This is a genomic window from Tenacibaculum mesophilum (assembly GCF_003867075.1).
GTDB classification, from domain to species: Bacteria; Bacteroidota; Bacteroidia; order Flavobacteriales; family Flavobacteriaceae; genus Polaribacter; species Polaribacter mesophilus.
Genome location: NZ_CP032544.1, coordinates 2,103,911 through 2,121,870 on the forward strand (window position 1 = coordinate 2,103,911; position 17,960 = coordinate 2,121,870).

The 17,960-nt window shown below is 33.4% G+C and carries 15 protein-coding genes; 7 read left to right on the plus strand and 8 right to left on the minus strand.

All coding sequences use genetic code 11. The features are described from left to right. Positions 1 to 21: 21 nt before the first annotated feature. The 5 genes from D6200_RS09460 to D6200_RS09480 are packed head-to-tail and all read right to left on the minus strand — an operon-like array spanning position 22 to position 6,999. Positions 22 to 570, minus strand: coding sequence for a c-type cytochrome (locus D6200_RS09460; RefSeq protein ID WP_172644827.1), 549 nt, complete (start codon positions 568 to 570; stop codon positions 22 to 24). Positions 571 to 579: 9 nt separating this feature from the next. Next, the gene (locus D6200_RS09465; RefSeq protein WP_047788300.1) at positions 580 to 1,107 is read right to left on the minus strand and encodes a DUF3341 domain-containing protein; all 528 of its coding nucleotides are present in this window, start codon (positions 1,105 to 1,107) and stop codon (positions 580 to 582) included. Next, positions 1,097 to 2,497: an NrfD/PsrC family molybdoenzyme membrane anchor subunit gene (nrfD, locus tag D6200_RS09470; RefSeq protein ID WP_028891351.1), complete on the minus strand. Its 1,401-nt coding sequence runs from the start codon at positions 2,495 to 2,497 to the stop codon at positions 1,097 to 1,099. The genes D6200_RS09465 and nrfD overlap by 11 nt, the downstream gene beginning before the upstream one ends. A gap of 27 nt (positions 2,498 to 2,524) precedes the next feature. Beyond that, positions 2,525 to 5,671, minus strand: coding sequence for a TAT-variant-translocated molybdopterin oxidoreductase (locus D6200_RS09475; RefSeq protein WP_073182521.1), 3,147 nt, complete (start codon positions 5,669 to 5,671; stop codon positions 2,525 to 2,527). A gap of 32 nt (positions 5,672 to 5,703) precedes the next feature. Beyond that, positions 5,704 to 6,999: a c-type cytochrome gene (locus D6200_RS09480; RefSeq protein ID WP_073182520.1), complete on the minus strand. Its 1,296-nt coding sequence runs from the start codon at positions 6,997 to 6,999 to the stop codon at positions 5,704 to 5,706. Between the two features lie 217 nt (positions 7,000 to 7,216). On the opposite strand from D6200_RS09480, the gene D6200_RS09485 reads away from it, so the two are divergent. Continuing rightward, positions 7,217 to 7,579, plus strand: coding sequence for an SPOR domain-containing protein (locus D6200_RS09485; protein ID WP_073182519.1), 363 nt, complete (start codon positions 7,217 to 7,219; stop codon positions 7,577 to 7,579). A 77-nt stretch (positions 7,580 to 7,656) separates the two neighbouring features. On the opposite strand, the gene D6200_RS09490 is transcribed toward D6200_RS09485, so the two are convergent. Together D6200_RS09490 and D6200_RS09495 are read right to left on the minus strand one after the other, a co-directional pair. Continuing rightward, complete coding sequence (locus D6200_RS09490; protein WP_073182518.1) at positions 7,657 to 9,555, minus strand: amidophosphoribosyltransferase; 1,899 nt, start codon at positions 9,553 to 9,555, stop codon at positions 7,657 to 7,659. 79 nt (positions 9,556 to 9,634) lie between these two features. Continuing rightward, positions 9,635 to 10,561, minus strand: a complete 927-nt coding sequence (locus tag D6200_RS09495) for a PfkB family carbohydrate kinase (protein ID WP_073182517.1) — start codon at positions 10,559 to 10,561, stop codon at positions 9,635 to 9,637. Between the two features lie 192 nt (positions 10,562 to 10,753). Between D6200_RS09495 and D6200_RS09500 the strand changes: the two genes are divergently transcribed. The 6 genes from D6200_RS09500 to D6200_RS09525 all read left to right on the plus strand — a co-directional run bounded on the left by D6200_RS09500 (position 10,754) and on the right by D6200_RS09525 (position 15,112). After that, positions 10,754 to 11,179: a SufE family protein gene (locus tag D6200_RS09500; protein WP_047788294.1), complete on the plus strand. Its 426-nt coding sequence runs from the start codon at positions 10,754 to 10,756 to the stop codon at positions 11,177 to 11,179. A 15-nt stretch (positions 11,180 to 11,194) separates the two neighbouring features. After that, on the plus strand, positions 11,195 to 11,515 hold the full coding sequence (locus D6200_RS09505) for a DUF59 domain-containing protein (protein ID WP_047788293.1): 321 nt from the start codon (positions 11,195 to 11,197) through the stop codon (positions 11,513 to 11,515). Between the two features lie 38 nt (positions 11,516 to 11,553). After that, positions 11,554 to 12,066: a DUF2480 family protein gene (locus D6200_RS09510; protein WP_073182516.1), complete on the plus strand. Its 513-nt coding sequence runs from the start codon at positions 11,554 to 11,556 to the stop codon at positions 12,064 to 12,066. A 29-nt stretch (positions 12,067 to 12,095) separates the two neighbouring features. After that, positions 12,096 to 13,046 carry a DUF3078 domain-containing protein gene (locus D6200_RS09515; protein ID WP_083574791.1) on the plus strand — a complete coding sequence of 317 codons (951 nt, stop codon included), beginning with the start codon at positions 12,096 to 12,098 and terminating at the stop codon, positions 13,044 to 13,046. 69 nt (positions 13,047 to 13,115) lie between these two features. Then, positions 13,116 to 13,955: a DUF3078 domain-containing protein gene (locus tag D6200_RS09520; RefSeq protein ID WP_073182515.1), complete on the plus strand. Its 840-nt coding sequence runs from the start codon at positions 13,116 to 13,118 to the stop codon at positions 13,953 to 13,955. A gap of 83 nt (positions 13,956 to 14,038) precedes the next feature. Continuing rightward, a complete protein-coding gene (locus D6200_RS09525; protein WP_047788290.1) occupies positions 14,039 to 15,112 on the plus strand; it encodes a CNNM domain-containing protein in 1,074 nt (357 codons plus the stop codon). Positions 15,113 to 15,188: 76 nt separating this feature from the next. Here D6200_RS09525 and D6200_RS09530 read toward each other — a convergent pair whose 3' ends face one another. Beyond that, a complete protein-coding gene (locus D6200_RS09530; protein ID WP_073182514.1) occupies positions 15,189 to 17,933 on the minus strand; it encodes a TonB-dependent receptor in 2,745 nt (914 codons plus the stop codon). Positions 17,934 to 17,960: the final 27 nt, after the last annotated feature.

The following is a 17,960-nucleotide window of genomic DNA, read 5'->3' on the forward strand; positions in this document are numbered from 1 at the left end:
TCTTAACTATCTATTATAGACTTATTTTAATTCGCTTCTTAATTTTTCTACGTATTGTACAACTTGCCAACGCTCATTGTATCTTAACTGTGATGCATGAGATCCCATTAAGTTTTTACCATACATAATTACATGATAAATATTCCCTGGGGTTAACTCTCTGTCTGCGTAATTTGGGATACCATTAAATTTATCTCTTTGCGATAACACTCCGTTACCATCCCCTTTTGTTCCGTGACAAGAAGCACAGTATATGTCATATAACTCTTTACCTTTTTCTAAGTTAGCCTCAGTAGTTGGTAATGGGTTTTTTAATTCAGCTTTTGCTTTTTCATATCCTTCATTAGTGTCTGGAATATCATAAGCTACAACTCCGTTTCTGCTTACAGTACCTGCTACTGGTAATTTATTTACCTCTTCATTATTAATACCTTCGGCTCCATTTGCATCGTAGGGTACAGATACATACATATCTGGCATGAACTGTACTTGTGGTTTTCGTTTATCGTTACAAGAACTTAAGCTTGTTGCTGCTACAGCTAAAGCGATAATTATTTTTAAATTCTTCATATCTCTTTATTAGTGCGTTTCTACTACGTTAATTTCTACAGCTCCAGTTTTCTCTAATAATGACACCAACTCTTCTTCACTCCCTTTAACAGGAATCTCCATTAAAAAGTGATCATCTGTAGTTCTTGGGTCAGGGTTTTCAGCTTCTTTAAATGGCCATATCTTACTTCTCATATAAAAAGTAATTACCATTAAGTGTGCTGCAAAAAACACTGTTAATTCAAATAATATTGGAACAAAAGCTGGCATATTGGTAGCCCATGAAAAGTTTGGTTTTCCCCCAATATCTTGAGGCCAATCAGCAATCATAGTATACCATGTTAACCAAACTGCTACTGATAAGCCTGTAATACCATATAAAAAAGCGGTAATTGCTAAACGTGTTGGTGCTAATCCCATTGCTTTGTCTAATCCATGAACTGGAAAAGGACAAAATACTTCTTCAATATGATGATTTTCTGCTTTTACTTTCTTAACGGCATCCATTAAGATATCATCATCATTATATAATGCGTGAATTACTTTATTAGTGCTCATTGTTCTCTTCTCTTGATTTTTTAAAATTCTCACCTGATGATTTCAAAATAGTCTTAATCTCTGCTGTAGGGATTACTGGGAAAGTTCTTGCATATAATAAGAATAATACAAAGAAGAATCCGATAGTTCCTATAAAGATACCTACGTCTACGAACGTTGGTTCAAAACGCCACCATGTAGATGGTAACTGTCCTTTACTTAATACAATTGCAATAATATCAAAACGCTCAAACCACATACCGATGTTAATTACTATCGAGATAATAAAAGACCAAATAAAACTTCTTCTAATCTTTTTGATCCATAATAACTGTGGTGTGAAAATGTTACAAATTAATAACGACCAAAATGCCCATCCGTAAGCTCCTGCTTCTGCTCCAAATGATAAGTATGTGTAGTTTTCGTAAGGAGAACCTGTATACCATGCAATAAAGAACTCTGTTGCATAAGCTACTGCTACGATACCTCCTGTTAAAATGATTACGATGTTCATATACTCTACGTGTAAACGTGTAATATATGCTTCCATATTTGTAACCTTACGCATAATACCTAATAAGGTTTGTACCATTGCAAATCCAGAGAATATCGCCCCTGCTACGAAATAAGGAGGGAAAATTGTTGAGTGCCATCCTGGGTTGATAGAAGTTGCGAAGTCCATCGATACAATTGTGTGTACAGAAAGTACTAATGGTGTTGCTAATCCTGCTAATACTAACGACACTTCTTCAAAACGTTGCCAGTCTTTTGCTCTACCTGACCACCCGAAAGATAATAATGCATAAATTTTCTTTTGGAAAGGTTTAACAGCTCTATCACGAATCGTTGCAAAATCAGGTAATAAACCAGTCCACCAGAAAACTAATGATACCGATAAATACGTAGAAATTGCGAATACATCCCATAATAATGGCGAGTTAAAGTTAACCCATAATGATCCAAATTGGTTTGGAATTGGTAATACCCAGTATCCGTTCCATGGACGTCCCATGTGAATAATTGGGAATAATCCTGCTTGGAATACCGCAAAGATTGTCATCGCTTCTGCAGAACGGTTAATTGCCATTCTCCATTTTTGACGGAATAATAAAAGTACTGCAGAAATAAGTGTTCCTGCGTGACCAATACCTACCCACCATACGAAGTTGGTAATATCCCATGCCCAACCGATGTTTTTACTTAATCCCCATACACCAATACCTGTTCCTACGGTGTAAAAGATACATCCAAATCCCCATAACATTGCTGCTAAAGAGATATAGAATGCTATATACCAATTTTTGTTTGCTTTACCTTCAATAGGTCTAGCAATATCTTCAGTAATATCATGGTAACTCTTGTCACCAAGTATTAAAGGTTCTCTATAAGATGATTCGTAATGAGACGACATAAATCTATATACTTATTAATTTTACTATTAAGCTTCGTTTGTATTTCTTACTTTCACTTGATACACTACGTTTGGTTTTGTACCAATATAATCTAAAACGTGGAAAGCTCTTTTATCTTCTTTTAATGCTGTAACTGTATCTTCAGTGTTGTTTATATCTCCAAACACCATAGAACCAGTAGAACATGCTGCTGAACATGCTGTTTCAAACTCGTCTTTTTTAACAGCTCTACCTTCTTTCTTAGCCTTTAAGATAGTAGCTTGTGTCATTTGAATACACATAGAACACTTTTCCATTACACCACGAGAACGAACTACTACGTCTGGGTTTAACACCATTTTACCGTACTCGTTATTCATGTTAAAATCAAACTCGTTGTTTTCAGCATAATTAAACCAGTTGAAACGACGAACTCTATATGGACAGTTATTTGCACAGTAACGAGTACCTACACAACGATTATATGCCATTTGGTTTTGACCTTGACGACCGTGAGATGTTGCTGCTACCGGACATACTGTTTCACATGGTGCGTGGTTACAGTGCTGACACATCATTGGTTGGAAAGCAACCTGTGGATTTTCTGCTGGGTTTTCTAAAGCATCAAATAAATCTCCTTTGCTTAGCTCTAATACTTTTTCAGTATAACGTCTTTCAATTTCTTGGTTAGCTATGTTTGGATTTTGAGCTTTGAACTCCTCCAATGTCATTTTAGCCTTATGTTGCTTATCTTCCACAGTAGAAGAATAATAACGATCAATACGTAACCAAGCCATATCTCTACCAACTCTCATTTCATCTTTACCAACAACTGGTACGTTGTTTTCTGCGTGACATGCAATAACACATGCTCCACAACCTGTACAAGATGTTAAGTCGATAGATAAGTTAAAGTGGTGTCCTAAACTTCTGTCATGCTCATCCCATAAGTCAATTTTACTTCCTTCAACTTCTTGATGATCATAAGAGACCATAAATGGCTTATTCCAAGTATGCTTAGGATCTAATTTTTTATCGTTTACTTCTTTTAATGAAGCTTCTTTTAATATATCGTGGCGACCTGCTAAAGTACTTTGTACTTGCATACAAGCAAACTTGTGCCATCCTGAAGTTCTTTCAATAGAAACATTATACTGAACATTGTTTCCATTTTGGTAGAATGGATAGGCATTGACACCTACTTGCATTTCTGATTTTAATCCTTGAGTTCTACCGTATCCTAATGCTAAACCTACTGATCCTTTTGCTTGACCTGGTTGTATAAGTACTGGTACTTTATTTATTGTTATGCCATTTACTGTTACGTTAGCATAATTACCATCAATAGCACCATTATCTTTTACTGGGTTTTCAAAACCTAATTCTTTTGCATCTGAAATCGAAATAGTCAAGTAGTTATCCCAAGAAGCTCTTGTAATAGGGTCAGGTAATTCTTGTAACCAAGGGTTATTTGCTTGTTTACCGTCTCCTAACGCTGTTGATGAGTATAAGCTTAATTCGAATCCTGAAGCATTATTAGCATTTTTCACTAATTGCGCTGCTACTACATTTATATCTACAGTAGATTCAAAAGCTATTTCTTCTTCTACAGTAACTTTTTCAACTTTAAAGAACCCATCATGTAATGCTTGATTCCATGAAGCCCCTCCTAATACATTTGTACTCCAAAATTCTTTTAAAGTATCGTAATAGTTCACTGTACTTCCAGACCATTTTAACAAAACGTCTTGTATTTGACGTGTGTTAAATAGTGGCTGTATAGTTGGTTGCATTAAACTATAAACACCTTGCTTCGCCATAACATCTCCCCAACTTTCTAAGTTATGAGGTGCTGGCAATGTATATTGTGTAGCATTAGCTGTAGCATCATCTTGAGTAGATAGAGCTATAGATAATTTTAAATTTTTAATTCCTTCTGCTAAATCAACTGCATTTGCTAAAGTGTATAAAGGATTTACATTATAAGTAATTAAACCTTTTACTTTACCTCCTTTAACGTCTGCTATCAATTGAGCTACTTGGGTATCGTTACCTTGACGCTTTAAATTCACCGCCTCAGTATCTATTACCTCACTATTTAACGCTTTATTGATTGCTAATGCAATTAATTGTGCGTTTTTATCATTTAAACCTGTAACAACAACCCCTTTTGAACCTGCTTTTTTAAGGTCTTTAGCTAATTGCTTTACCTCTACATCAAAAGTTGTTGCTTTTGAAGGAAGGCTATTTCCTGTTATTTGGTTGTATAAGTTTATTAAAGCGAAAACTTGCTCAGATGGTTTGGCTACAATTCTTTTATCGGCATTTGCTCCCGCTAAAGACATGTTAGCTTCTATTTGAACATGGTATGACATTTTACCAGTTTCTACTCTACGACCTTCTGCATAAGACTTTTCGTATCCCCCTTGCCAATCACCAATAAAATCTGCCCCTATGGACGCGATAACTTCCGCCTTACTAAAATCGTAATCTGGCAATGCTCTTTTACCATACATGGCTTCAAAAGCATCAGCAGTTGCACTTTCAGAAATTGCGTCATATACCACATGCTTAACATTTGGGTAAGCTGTAATAAAATCTGCTATTACTTTTTCAGTAGAAGGACTCGCTAAAGTTCCTGTTAATAATACTACTGGTTCATTAGCATTCTTTAATTCGTTTAATTTTGCGATAATTTCTTTATCTGCATCTGCCCAAGAGATTTGAGTTTTTCCTTTTCTTGGTTCTTTTAAACGTAATTTTTCATCGTATAATGATAAAACTGACGCTTGAGTACGTGCGCTAGTTACACCTCCTGCCTCTTTATTTGGCATGATTTGAATTGGACGTCCTTCGCGTGTTTTTACTAATACGTTTGCGAAATCAAAACCGTCTGCAATTGTAGTTGCGTACCAATCAGCAACGCCTACTACGATATCATTAGGTTGCACTACATAAGGAATTGATTTTCTTACTGGACCTTCACAAGCTGCTAAAGAAGCTGCTGCAGTGGTAAATCCAACATATTTCAAGAAGTCTCTACGTGAAGTTGATGATGTTTCTAAGGTATCTTTGTCGCCTAAAAATTCATCTGTAGGAATATCTTGTACAAACTCATTATTACGTAGCGTTTCAACAATAGAACTACCCTTTAGTTCTTCAACACTTTGCCAGTATTTTTTGTTTGAAGCCATTTATATATGTGTTTTTCTACTTTCTAAATTGATTAATAGTGGCATTTACCACACTCTTTTCCTCCTAATTGAGCAATAGTTACTTGCTCAACACCGTACTTCTTAGCTAGTTCTTCATGAATTTTAGCATAGTACTCATTACCTTTTAAGTCAACCTTAGTTTCCTTATGACAGTCAATACACCAACCCATTGTTAATGGCGAATATTGATATACTTCTTCCATTTCCTCTACTGGACCATGACATTTTTGACATGCAATTCCTCCTACAGTTACGTGTTGTGAATGGTTAAAATATGCGAAATCTGGCAAGTTATGAACTCTCACCCATTTAACCGGCTTAGTATTTCCAGTATATTCTAATTTTTCTGCATCCCAACCAGCTGCTTCATAAATCTTAGCGATTTCTTTATCTAAATCAGCTTTTACTAATGTATGATCATCCATTACAACTTTTGTATCGTCTGCTACTTCAGAAATATTCTTATGACAATTCATACAAACATTTACAGATGGTATACCCGAATGCTTACTATGTTTTGCTGCAGAGTGACAGTATTGACAATCTATCTTATTATCTCCTGCGTGAATTTTATGTGAAAAAGCTATTGGTTGAATTGGCTGATACCCCTCATCAACACCAACTTTAAACAAAGTTCCAAACAAGAAATAAGCAGCAATTAAAGCTCCAAAAATAACGGTTAACACTTTTAAGAAAGTATTCTGTTTAATTCCTTGCCACAACTCAGCAGTTTGCCCCATTAAACCTGGAGTTTTTGGAGCGCCTTTTAATTCACTAATAGTTTTTAACAAACTACCAATAATTAAGAATGCCACAACAATAGCTGCAGCCAATATATATATCAACCATTTTGGTGCCTGATCACCTTGAGATCCAACTCCTTCAATATCAGTTCCTGCTGCTGGAGTCTTCTTTAACTCACCAACCGTGGTATAGTAAAGGATATCATCAATGTTTTGATCCGATAACTGCGGAAAAGCAGTCATATTAGAACCATTATACTCTTCAAAAATCGCAATTGCTTCTTTATCCCCTGAAGCTCTTAAAGCAGCATTATCTTTTATCCATGCTTTCAACCATTCATTGGTTCTTCTCTCTTCAATCCCAGCCAAAGCAGGACCAACCAGCTTCTTATCTAACTTATGACAAGATGCACAAAGAGATTTAAACAATTTTTTCCCTTCTTTTTGACGCGCCTCATCAATATCTTGTGAAAACGCCGAAAAACTTACTAAGAAAACTAAAAAGAAAGCTAAACTCTTTGCTAGAGTTTTAGTTAATCTACTGTGATGATTCACACTTTTCATACTATAAAAATATAAGTTTTGTATCTATTTTGGTACAATTTTTTCTGTTATACTAATTTTAAAATTAGCACACAGAAAGTTGCACAAAAGTACTACTTCTGTCTAAATTGTGAAATGTTAAGAGAATCCTAATCTATAATTTATAACAATTCTAAATAACTAGCGTTAACAACGTATTAACTCACAAGTCATTACTTTTGTAAAAAGATTCATCAAAATGAAAAAACATAGCTTAATTATTACTTTTATATTTCTTGTTACTGCTTTTGCACTCAAAGCTAATGCTCAAGAAAAACTTACTGACAACAAGCACATTATTTCACTGATAGAAAAGAAAAGAACCTACAACAAGAGCAATGGAAACGGGTACAGAATCCAACTATACAATGGACTTGAAAGACGCGCTAGAAGCCTCCGTAATAGGTTTAAAGTTGAATACCCTGATGTTTACACAAAACTAATTTATAAACAACCTGAATGGAAAATACAAGTAGGGAATTATAAAACACGCTTACATGCTGATAGGGCTTTAAATGAAATCCGAGAAAAATTCTCTGGTGCCATTGTAGTACCTATGTAATTAAACATATTTTATCACATAAAAAAAGAGTAATCGAAAAAACGATTACTCTTTTTTATTTACTGGCTAATTAATTATTAATAAGCCCTCTTATCATTTCCTTCATAAAAATTTATAAATGCCTGATTTACCACCCTATGACCTCCATCAGTAGGATAATCTCCAGTAAAATACCAATCTCCTAAATTGTCTGGACAAGCTTTATGTAAACCACTTACTGGCTGAAAAATCACCTCGACATCAGCTTTTATCTCTGCAGTTTTTAACATTTGTGCAATCTTTGCAGAAACTTCTTCATCTGTAAAAGGTGCATAAATTTCCTTAACGTAGTTTATCACATCTTTATCTTCACTGTTTTCTTGTTGCTTACATTTTTGATACACTTCATCAACAATATGATACTGATTTGTTTCTTTTAACAATTCCAACGCAGCTTTAAAAGCAATAAAATCGTTAATCTTAGCCATATCAATACCATAACAATCTGGATAACGTATTTGAGGCGCAGAAGAAACTACTACTATTTTCTTAGGATTCAATCGATCCAAGATTTTAATAATACTTTTCTTCAAGGTAGTACCTCTTACAATACTATCATCAATAATTACTAAATTATCTGTTGGTTTTACAACTCCGTAAGTAACATCATAAACATGCGCAACTAAATCATCACGACTACTATCATCTGTAATAAAAGTACGTAGTTTAGCATCTTTAATCGCTATTTTTTCAAAACGTGGTCTTTTAGAAAGAATTTCAATTACTCTTTCTTTTGAAAGCTTTCCTTCACCCGCTAAAATTGCATCAGTCTTTTGCTGATTTAATACATCTTCAGCAGCTTCCATCATTCCAAAAAATGATGTTTCTGCCGTATTTGGTATGTAAGAAAACACTGAATTTTCTATATCACTATCAATAGATTTTAAAACTTCAGGAAACACATATTTCCCTAAGTTTTTACGTTCTTCATAAATTGATGCATCACTTCCTCTTGAAAAATAAATACGCTCAAATGAACATGCTTTTTTGGGACGCTGTTCTAAAATTGGCGACATTGTTGTCTCTCCATTCTTTTTGATTATTAACGCATGTCCTCTTTCAACCTCTTTTATTGACTCTATATCAACGTTAAAAACTGTTTGAATAACTGGACGTTCAGAAGCAACCACAACTACTTCATCGTCTTCATAAAAAAAAGCTGGACGAATAGCTGATGGGTCTCTCAACACAAACGCATCTCCATGCCCCAGCATACCTGCCATAGCATATCCACCATCCCAGTTTTTAGCCGAACGTTTTAAAATTCGTTGAATATCTAGGTTATCTTCTATGTAAGGAGAAGCATCCTTTTTATTAAATCCTTCTTCTTTAGCTTTCAAATATAAATCTGAAACTTCCGACTGCAAGAAGTGTCCTATTTTTTCTAAAATTGTTACAGTATCAGTAGACTCTTTAGGGTGTTGACCTAATTCAATTAAATCATTTAACAAATGTTTAGAATTAGTCATATTAAAATTACCAGCAACAATTAAGCTCTGATGTTTCCAGTTACTCTGACGCAAGAAAGGATGTACACTCTCTATAGAGTTTTTACCAAAAGTACCGTAGCGAACGTGTCCTAAAAATAGGTTTCCAATATACGGTACATTTTCTTCTTGCCATTTTACATCATCAACCCTATCTGGGTTCTCATCAAAAACTCCATTGATTCTATGGTTGATTTTACCAAAGATATCTTGAATCGGCTGTGATTGGTTGGAACGGATTCTGCTTATATATCTTGTTCCAGGCTCTACATTAAATTTTATACTTGCTAATCCAGCACCGTCTTGCCCCCGGTTGTGCTGTTTCTCCATTAACAGGTACATTTTATTTACACCATAAAACGCGGTACCGTATTTGTCTTTATAGTATTGTAATGGCTTCTTTAAACGAACCATTGCAATTCCGCATTCGTGTTTAATAGCGTCACTCATTTAATTTCAAGTATTTAGTTGTGTTGTAGTTTTGTGTGTTGTATAAAAAAATCCGCAGCAAAAAGCGCGGATTTATAGCTTATGATAATGCTATATCAAATTGTGTTAATTCTTTAAACGCTTTTAAGCGTACTTGTACCTCTTCGCTAGTTAATGCCTCCATACGCTGTGTTCCGAATTTTTCAACACAGAACGATGCTAAGTTAGATCCATATATAATTGCACTCTTCATATTTTCGAATGAAATATCTTCGGTTTTAGCTAAATATCCGCAGAAACCTCCTGCAAAAGTATCTCCAGCTCCAGTTGGGTCGAACACCTCTGCTAATGGCAATGCTGGTGCAAAGAACATATTTCCTTCATTGAATAATAAAGCTCCATGTTCCCCTTTTTTAATTACCACGTATTTTGGCCCCATTTCATGAATTTTCTTTGCTGCATTTACCAAAGAATATTCTCCACTTAACTGACGTGCTTCCTCGTCGTTAATTGTAATAACATCTACACGCTTTAATACTTCATGCAAATCGTTTAATGCTATATCCATCCAAAAGTTCATAGTATCTAACACTACTAACTTAGGTCTTTCATTCATTTGATCTAATACCGATGCTTGTGTTAATGGATGTAAATTACCTAACATTACAATAGGTGCATCTTTAAACGATTCTGGAACCACTGGTTGAAAATGTTCTAATACATTTAGTTCAGTTACTAAAGTATCACGAGAATTCATATCATTATGATACTTTCCACTCCAAAAGAAAGTTTTTCCTTCTTTTACGATTTCCACTCCATCAGTATTAATTCCTTTATCGTTCATCATATCTAAGTATGATTGTGGAAAATCTCCTCCAACTACAGAAACAACTCCTGTTTGCACTCCAAATTGTGAAGCTGCTAATCCTACAAATGTTCCTGATCCTCCTAAGATTTTATCAGTTTTTCCAAATGGTGTTTCTATAGCATCAAATGCTACTGTTCCTACTGCTAATAATTTACTCATAACTCTACTTAATATTTCTTCAACTGAAGAAATGTATTTGTTTCATTAAGTCTTTATAAATTACTAAGACTTAAATTTTTACTAATTATACTCATTAAGGCTTAAACTCTCATGTCAACTGCCTTTTTTGTCGTAATTTTGCGTCTTTAATTAAAAACGGTCTTTTTGACTTTGCAAAAATAGTTTTAAAAAATGACTATCAAAGAAATACAAGAAGAAATTATTGACGAGTTTTCTATGTTTGAAGACTGGATGGAGCGTTATGAGTACATAATAGAGCTAGGAAAATCGCTACCTTTAATAAGTGAAACTTACAAATTGGATGAAAACCTAATTAAAGGATGCCAATCGAAAGTATGGTTACATTCTGAATTAAAAGGTGATACTATTGAGTTTACTGCCGATAGTGATGCTATTTTAACAAAAGGAATTGTGGCTTTATTATTGAGGGTATTTTCTAACCAAACACCTAAGGCTATTTTAGACGCCGATACTGATTTTATTGATGAGATTGGCCTGAAAGAACATTTAAGCCCTACACGTGCTAATGGTTTAGTATCCATGGTAAAACAAATTAAAATGTACGCAATTGCACAGCAAAGCAAATTAGCGAATTAAAAGAAGTTTAGAATTATGACTGAAGACAAATTAGAAGAATTAGGAGATAAAATTGTACGTGTATTAAAAACCATATATGACCCTGAAATACCTGTTGACATATATGAGTTAGGTCTAATTTATGATGTTTTTATATCAGAAGAAAATGATGCCAAAATATTAATGACATTAACTTCTCCTAACTGTCCTGTTGCTGAAACTTTACCTGTTGAAGTAGAAGAAAAAGTAAAAACTTTAAAAGAGATTAACAATTGCGAGGTAGAAATCACCTTCGATCCTACTTGGACTCAAGATATGATGAGTGAAGAAGCTAAATTAGAATTAGGAATGTTATAGAGCAGTTAATATAACTTTAACCTTTTCAACTAAAAAATATGTCAGAAGAAATTATAAATAGAGTTGCTAATAGTAAGCTTACTACAATAGACCTTGAAGATTTTTACCCTGAGGGTAAACGTGTAATATTTGATATTAAGGATTGGTTATTTGAAGAATTAATTCTTCGTGAAAAAGATTTTAGAGAGACTGTAAAAAACCATGACTGGTCTCAATATCTAGATAGTTATGTTTCTTTAACTTGTTCTACTGATGCTATTATTCCTTCATGGGTTTATCTTTTACTGACCACTGAACTTACCCCTTTTGCTAAAAAGATTGTTGTTGGCGACTTAACATTATTAGAAACTGTAGTATATCAAGAAATAATTCAACAGTTAGACACTTCTGAATATAAAGATAAGCCTGTAATAATAAAAGGATGTGCAAATAAGCCTATACCACCATCAGCATACACCTTACTAATTGAAAAAATTAAACCTGTAGCTAAAACCATTATGTTTGGAGAGGCTTGTTCAACAGTACCACTTTATAAGAGAAAAAATAATTAGACTCGTATAATTCCTCAACTTAATCACAAATGAAAAAGCTGTTCTTAATCTTAATTTCTTGTTACTCCTTTTCTTTAGTTTCACAAGAAACTAAAAAAGATAGTATCTCAACTTTAGGTTTACAAAACTCCCCTTTAGACACTAGTTTTGCTTTCTACATATTTAACAAGCGAGTGTTTGCAGAGCCTTTAGTTAAGAAAAATCCACCAAAAAAATGGACTGTAACTGGAAAATACACTTTTCTTTTTAATCAATCATCTTTTTCAAATTGGGCAGCAGGTGGTAACAATACCGTTGCTGGAAATATGACACTTGGTTATGACTTTAACTACAAAAAGAAAAAATGGAACTGGGATAATAAAATAATATCAGCCTATGGATTAAGTTATATAGATGGTCAAGGTATAAGAAAAACAGAAGATCAGTTTGAATACAATTCTCTTTTAGGGTTTAAAACTTCAAAATTATGGTTTTTATCTTTTTTTAGTAACTTTAAAACACAGTATACCAAAGGTTATGATTACAAACAAGAACCTAAAGTAGCGGTTTCAGACTTCTTTTCTCCAGCATATTGGAGTTTTGGACCTGGTATGTTATGGAAACGGAATGATGACGCTAGAATAAACATAGCTCCCGCAACTGCTCGTTATACTTTTGTTTCTGACGAATTTTCGGGAAAATATGGTGTAGATGAAGGTAAAAATACTAGCTTTAGTTTAGGTTTTAACTTATCTGCCTATTTTAAAAGCGAAATAATGGAGGACGTTACTATGGAAAGCATAGTTGCTGTGTATTCAGATTATTTAAACAAACCTCAAAATATAGATATTGATTATCAGTTAAACTTCTTTGTTAAAATTAATAAAAACCTATCTACCAATCTCAGTTTGCATACTATTATTGATGATGATGCCTCTAGCAGAGTACAGTTTAAAGAAGTTTTTGGGCTTGGTTTAAACTATATTTTTCATAAAACGTGACTTTTAATACAATATTATTGTCTAACTTCTATGTTAAACATTTATACACTTTAATTTAAAACTATTAAAATGAAAAAATTATTAGCTATTGCTGTTATGTTTGGAGCTTTAACAGCTAATGCTCAAGAAGAAAAAAAAGAAGAGCCTAAAGAAGGATGGAAAAGGAGTGGTAACATCTCTTTTCTATTCAATCAGTCCGCTTTTAATAACTGGTTAGCTGGTGGAACAAATAATATTTCTGGTACCATTGGGTTAAATTATGATTTTAATTACACCAAAGGTGACTGGACTTGGGATAATAAACTAATTGCTTCTTATGGTTTAACAAAGTTAAAAGGAGAAGCAATGCAAAAAACAGATGACCGTTTAGAGTTAAACTCTTTATTAGGTAAAAAAGCTAGTGGGTATTGGTATTATTCTACTTTTTTTAACTTTAAGACTCAAATGTCTTCTACATATGTTTCTGGCGAGCAAACATCTCATTTCTTTTCTCCTGCCTACTTCCAATTTGGACCAGGTATGTTATGGAAAAAACACGACAATTTAAAAGTAAACATCGCTCCTGCAACTTCTAAACTAATTTATGTACACAAACACCTAACAGACTTAGGACCTGCTTTTGGAGTAGAACAAAACGAGACTACTCGTTATGAACTAGGTGCTGCGGTTAATGCTTACTATAAATTAGACGTTATGAAAAATGTGTCTGTTGAAAATATACTAAACTTATACAGTAACTACTTAGAAGATTTTCAAAATGTTGATATAGATTACACTGTTAATGTGGTAATGAAAGTTAATAAATACCTTTCTGCAAACCTTTCTATGCAAGCTATTTATGACGACAATGCTTTCAAAGGGTTCCAAACTAGAGAAGTGTTTGGTCTAGGAGTAAATTACGGTTTCTAAAAAATAAAACATCAAGGTAAAACCTCAAGAACGTGTTCTTGAGGTTTTCTTTTTTACGTATTTTAGCCTAAAAATTTTAACAAATGACTTTATTAATTGTTTACGCCACCTTATCTATATTTTTCTCTTTTTTATGCTCCATACTAGAAGCTGTACTATTAAGTGTAACTCCTACCTTTGTAAATGTAAAAAAGAAAGAAGAAAAAGCTTATGCAAGCGATCTTGAAACATTAAAGAAAGATGTAGACAAACCTCTTATTGCTATTTTAACTGTAAACACAATTGCTCATACCGTAGGTGCTATACTTGTTGGTGCTCAAGCAAAAAAAATATTTAGTGATGAAGGAAACGGTGTTTTTATCGTTTCTGCTATAATGACAATTTTGATTTTAGTTGCCTCTGAAATTATTCCTAAAACCATTGGCGCTACTTACTGGAAATCTTTAGCTGGCTTTACAACTAAAGCTTTAAATGTGCTGATTTTCTTTTGTAAATACACCGGTATCATATGGATACTTCAATTATTTACTAAACTATTTGGTAAAGGAGCACATGGAGAAAGTGTTTTAAGTAGAGAAGACTTTTCTGCAATGACAGATATTGCTGAGCAAGAAGGTGTTTTTCATGAAAGTGAAGGTAAAGTAATTAGAAACATGCTTAACTTTAAAGAAGTTCAAGCTAAACATATTATGACACCTCGTACAGTACTTACTACTGCTGATGAAAACCAAAGTATTGAATCTTTTTTTAATGAAAACAGACCTTTACGCTTTTCTAGAATACCTGTATATGCTGAAAATCCAGATAATATAACTGGATATGTTCTAAAGGACCAATTATTACTTTCTTTGGTTGATAATAAAGGAAATGAACCTTTAAAAACAATTAAAAGGGAAATTATAATAGCTAGTAGAGAGTTATCTATTCCTAATTTATTTGAAAAACTAATTGAACAAAGAGAACATTTAGCTTTAGTTGTAGATGAATATGGAGCTGTTAGCGGTTTAGTAACCCAAGAAGATGTTATAGAGACTCTTTTAGGTTATGAAATAATGGATGAGAGTGATAACGTTGCTAATTTACAAAGCTTAGCTAGAAAAAGCTGGGAACAACGCGCTAAACGACTAGGAATTATTAATGATTATGAAAATGAATAATAACTTTAGTCTATAAAATAAAAAAGAGGCGTGAACAAATTCACGCCTCTTTTTTATTTTATAATTTAAACTATTTCTAGTCATTAATTGTCCAAGAAATGTAATATAAAGAACCTATTGCTCCAGCCCCAGGAGCTATAAAATACTCCTTACCAGTAAGGTTTGTACCACCTATTTTAAATCTTGATTTAATTGCTGGTACTGTATAATTTATTTGAGCATCTATTACTGTTCTAGCATCTACTAATCCCTGTAAAAAAGAAGATTGCCAATAGTATTCATCTTGCCAACGGGCATTTATATTAAACCCAAAGTTTTTAAATAAATTTGGATGACCAAATTGAACTTTAACCTTATGTTCCGGTGTGTTAAATGCCGGCTCAAAATCTGGATCAGAAGTTTTTTCAAAATCAAATTTTGCATAGTTATAGCTCAAACCTAAATCAAAGCCTTTAAAAACCTTAGTTGACATTCCTACACCTACACCATACGAGGTAACATCTGCCTTAGAGTTTGTGTTTACTGAGAAAGCTGTTACATCATTATTTTGAAGCGCTAATAAGGCTTGAGCATTTGGAGTTCCATCTGCATTAAACCCTCCATAATGAGGAACAAGAACATCTTTAATTGCTGTAAAAGATTCATAATTGTTATAATACCCATTTACATCTAATTCTAAAATTTTATTGGAGCTTAAATTAACAATACTTCTATACCCTAATTCATATGAAATTACCTTCTCGGGTTTGATTGTGGTTAACTGAGATTTTACAAGGTTTCCTCTGTCTAATTCAGCTCTTGAGAATGAATTTTCAAAAGCATCTCTACCTGTTAAGGTATTACCTCCTCCAATATTAACAATGTAACGATCTAAGTTTTCATCAACTCCTCCTATTAAATGACCTGTACCAATTGGAAGTCCAAAGTACTGCTCTTGTAATGTTGGGTTTCTAAATCCTGTTTGATAAGAGGCTCTAATTACATGATCTTTATTTTCACCTAAGGCATAATTTAAAGACACCCTTGGAGAATAATTACCTTTAAAGTTTGTCGATTTATCATAACGAATCGAACCTGTAAACTTCAGTCTTTCTTCTAAAAACTTCTTCTGTAACTGAGTATAAACACCAAATTCATCAAAAGAAATTTTAGAATTTGCGTCTGTAAAAACAGAACCTTGAGAATTTAAATTAATTTTTCTATATGAACCACCAATTTGGATTTCACCAAACTTAATTATATCACGGAAATTATAGTTACCATCTGCATGGTAATATGACGTTTGGTCTGTTAATTTCGCTCCTCCTTCAGGAACTGTTTTAGAAGCTACATCATTAGCCGCTGCATTAAACTCTACTGAACCAGGTTCAAAACGTCCTATATTAGCAAAGTCTCTAGCTTTTCCATGGCTCCTTCCTTGTGTTAGATAAGCATTTAGGTAATCTCCAAACCAATCTTTATCACTCTTCCAAGCCCTGTTAATATTAATTGCTTTAAAACGAGAATCAAAATAGTCTCCTGAATCATTTGCTGAATAGTATCCTCTTAAGAAAAAGTTCTTTCCTAAGAACTCTAATCTATGTTGCTCAAACGAAAATCCGTCTTGAACATATCTATTAGCTCCTTGATAAATATTTTTTCCTCTTGCAAATCTTGAATTCCAAATAATTTCTAAATTTTCATTCTCCCAAGGACGGTAATGCAAAGAAGCATCAAACTTTAAACCATTTGAGTCATAATCTACTAAACTTGATTCATCATAACCTGTTCTTGTTATTTTTTCATCAGGTAAACTGTTTATGATTGCCGGGGTAATTAAAGGGTTTGTTTTACTTGCCTCAGTTGCAATTTGTTTTAAAGTAGCTCCTACTTCGTCTCCATACACGTTTATACCGTCATATCCAGGTAAAGTTCTATCTCCTCCAATAGCAACTCCACCTATTCCTGTAGAGTTCCCTGTATTATTCGCATGCCATTCTTCTGACTTATAATAGGTTAAATTAACCTTACCTGCTATCTTCTCATTAAATTTATAGGCCATACGAATACCAAAATCATAAAAAGGATTATTTCCTGCCGCATCTTGTGATGTGAATCCTGTTTTAAAATAAGTGCTAATTCCTGAATGTTTAAACGGGTTCTTGCTTTTAAGAAGCATAATTCCATTAAATGCATTTGCTCCATATAAAGCAGATGCTGCACCTGGTAAGACTTCAACGCTTTCTACATCTAAATCAGACGTACCTGCTAAATTCCCCATAGAGAAAGTTAATGCAGGAACCGCAGTATCCATTCCATCAACCAACTGTACAAAACGTGTATTTTCAAATGAAGAAAAACCTCTTGTATTAATTGACTTGAAACCATAACCACTTTCTCTAAGGTCTATTCCTTTTAAGTTTGCCATTCCATCATAATAGGTTACAGAAGTATTCTTTTTTATATCATTTATACCTATTCTTTCAATAGTTACTGGCGATTCAATAACTCGTTCTGGAGATCGAGATGCAGAGATTACAACTTCATCTAATGCTGTATTTTCTTTTAAAATTATATTTATTTCTTGCTCTTTAGAAGTTACTTCAATTAATTCTGTTTTGTAGCCGAAAGCTGAAACTTGAATTATAAAAGGGTAATTTGATTTTGTAGCTAATATGAAAGTTCCATCAGAACTCGAAGTAGTTCTATCACTTCCTATTAGCACTACTGCATTGGAAAACGGCTCTAAATATTCATCGTAAACCTTTCCGTTTATTGTAGTTTGCGCATATATTGACACACTACAAATTACCAAAAACATGGTTAGTAGTTTTTTAAACATATTGTTTATTTTAATTATTTTTGTATT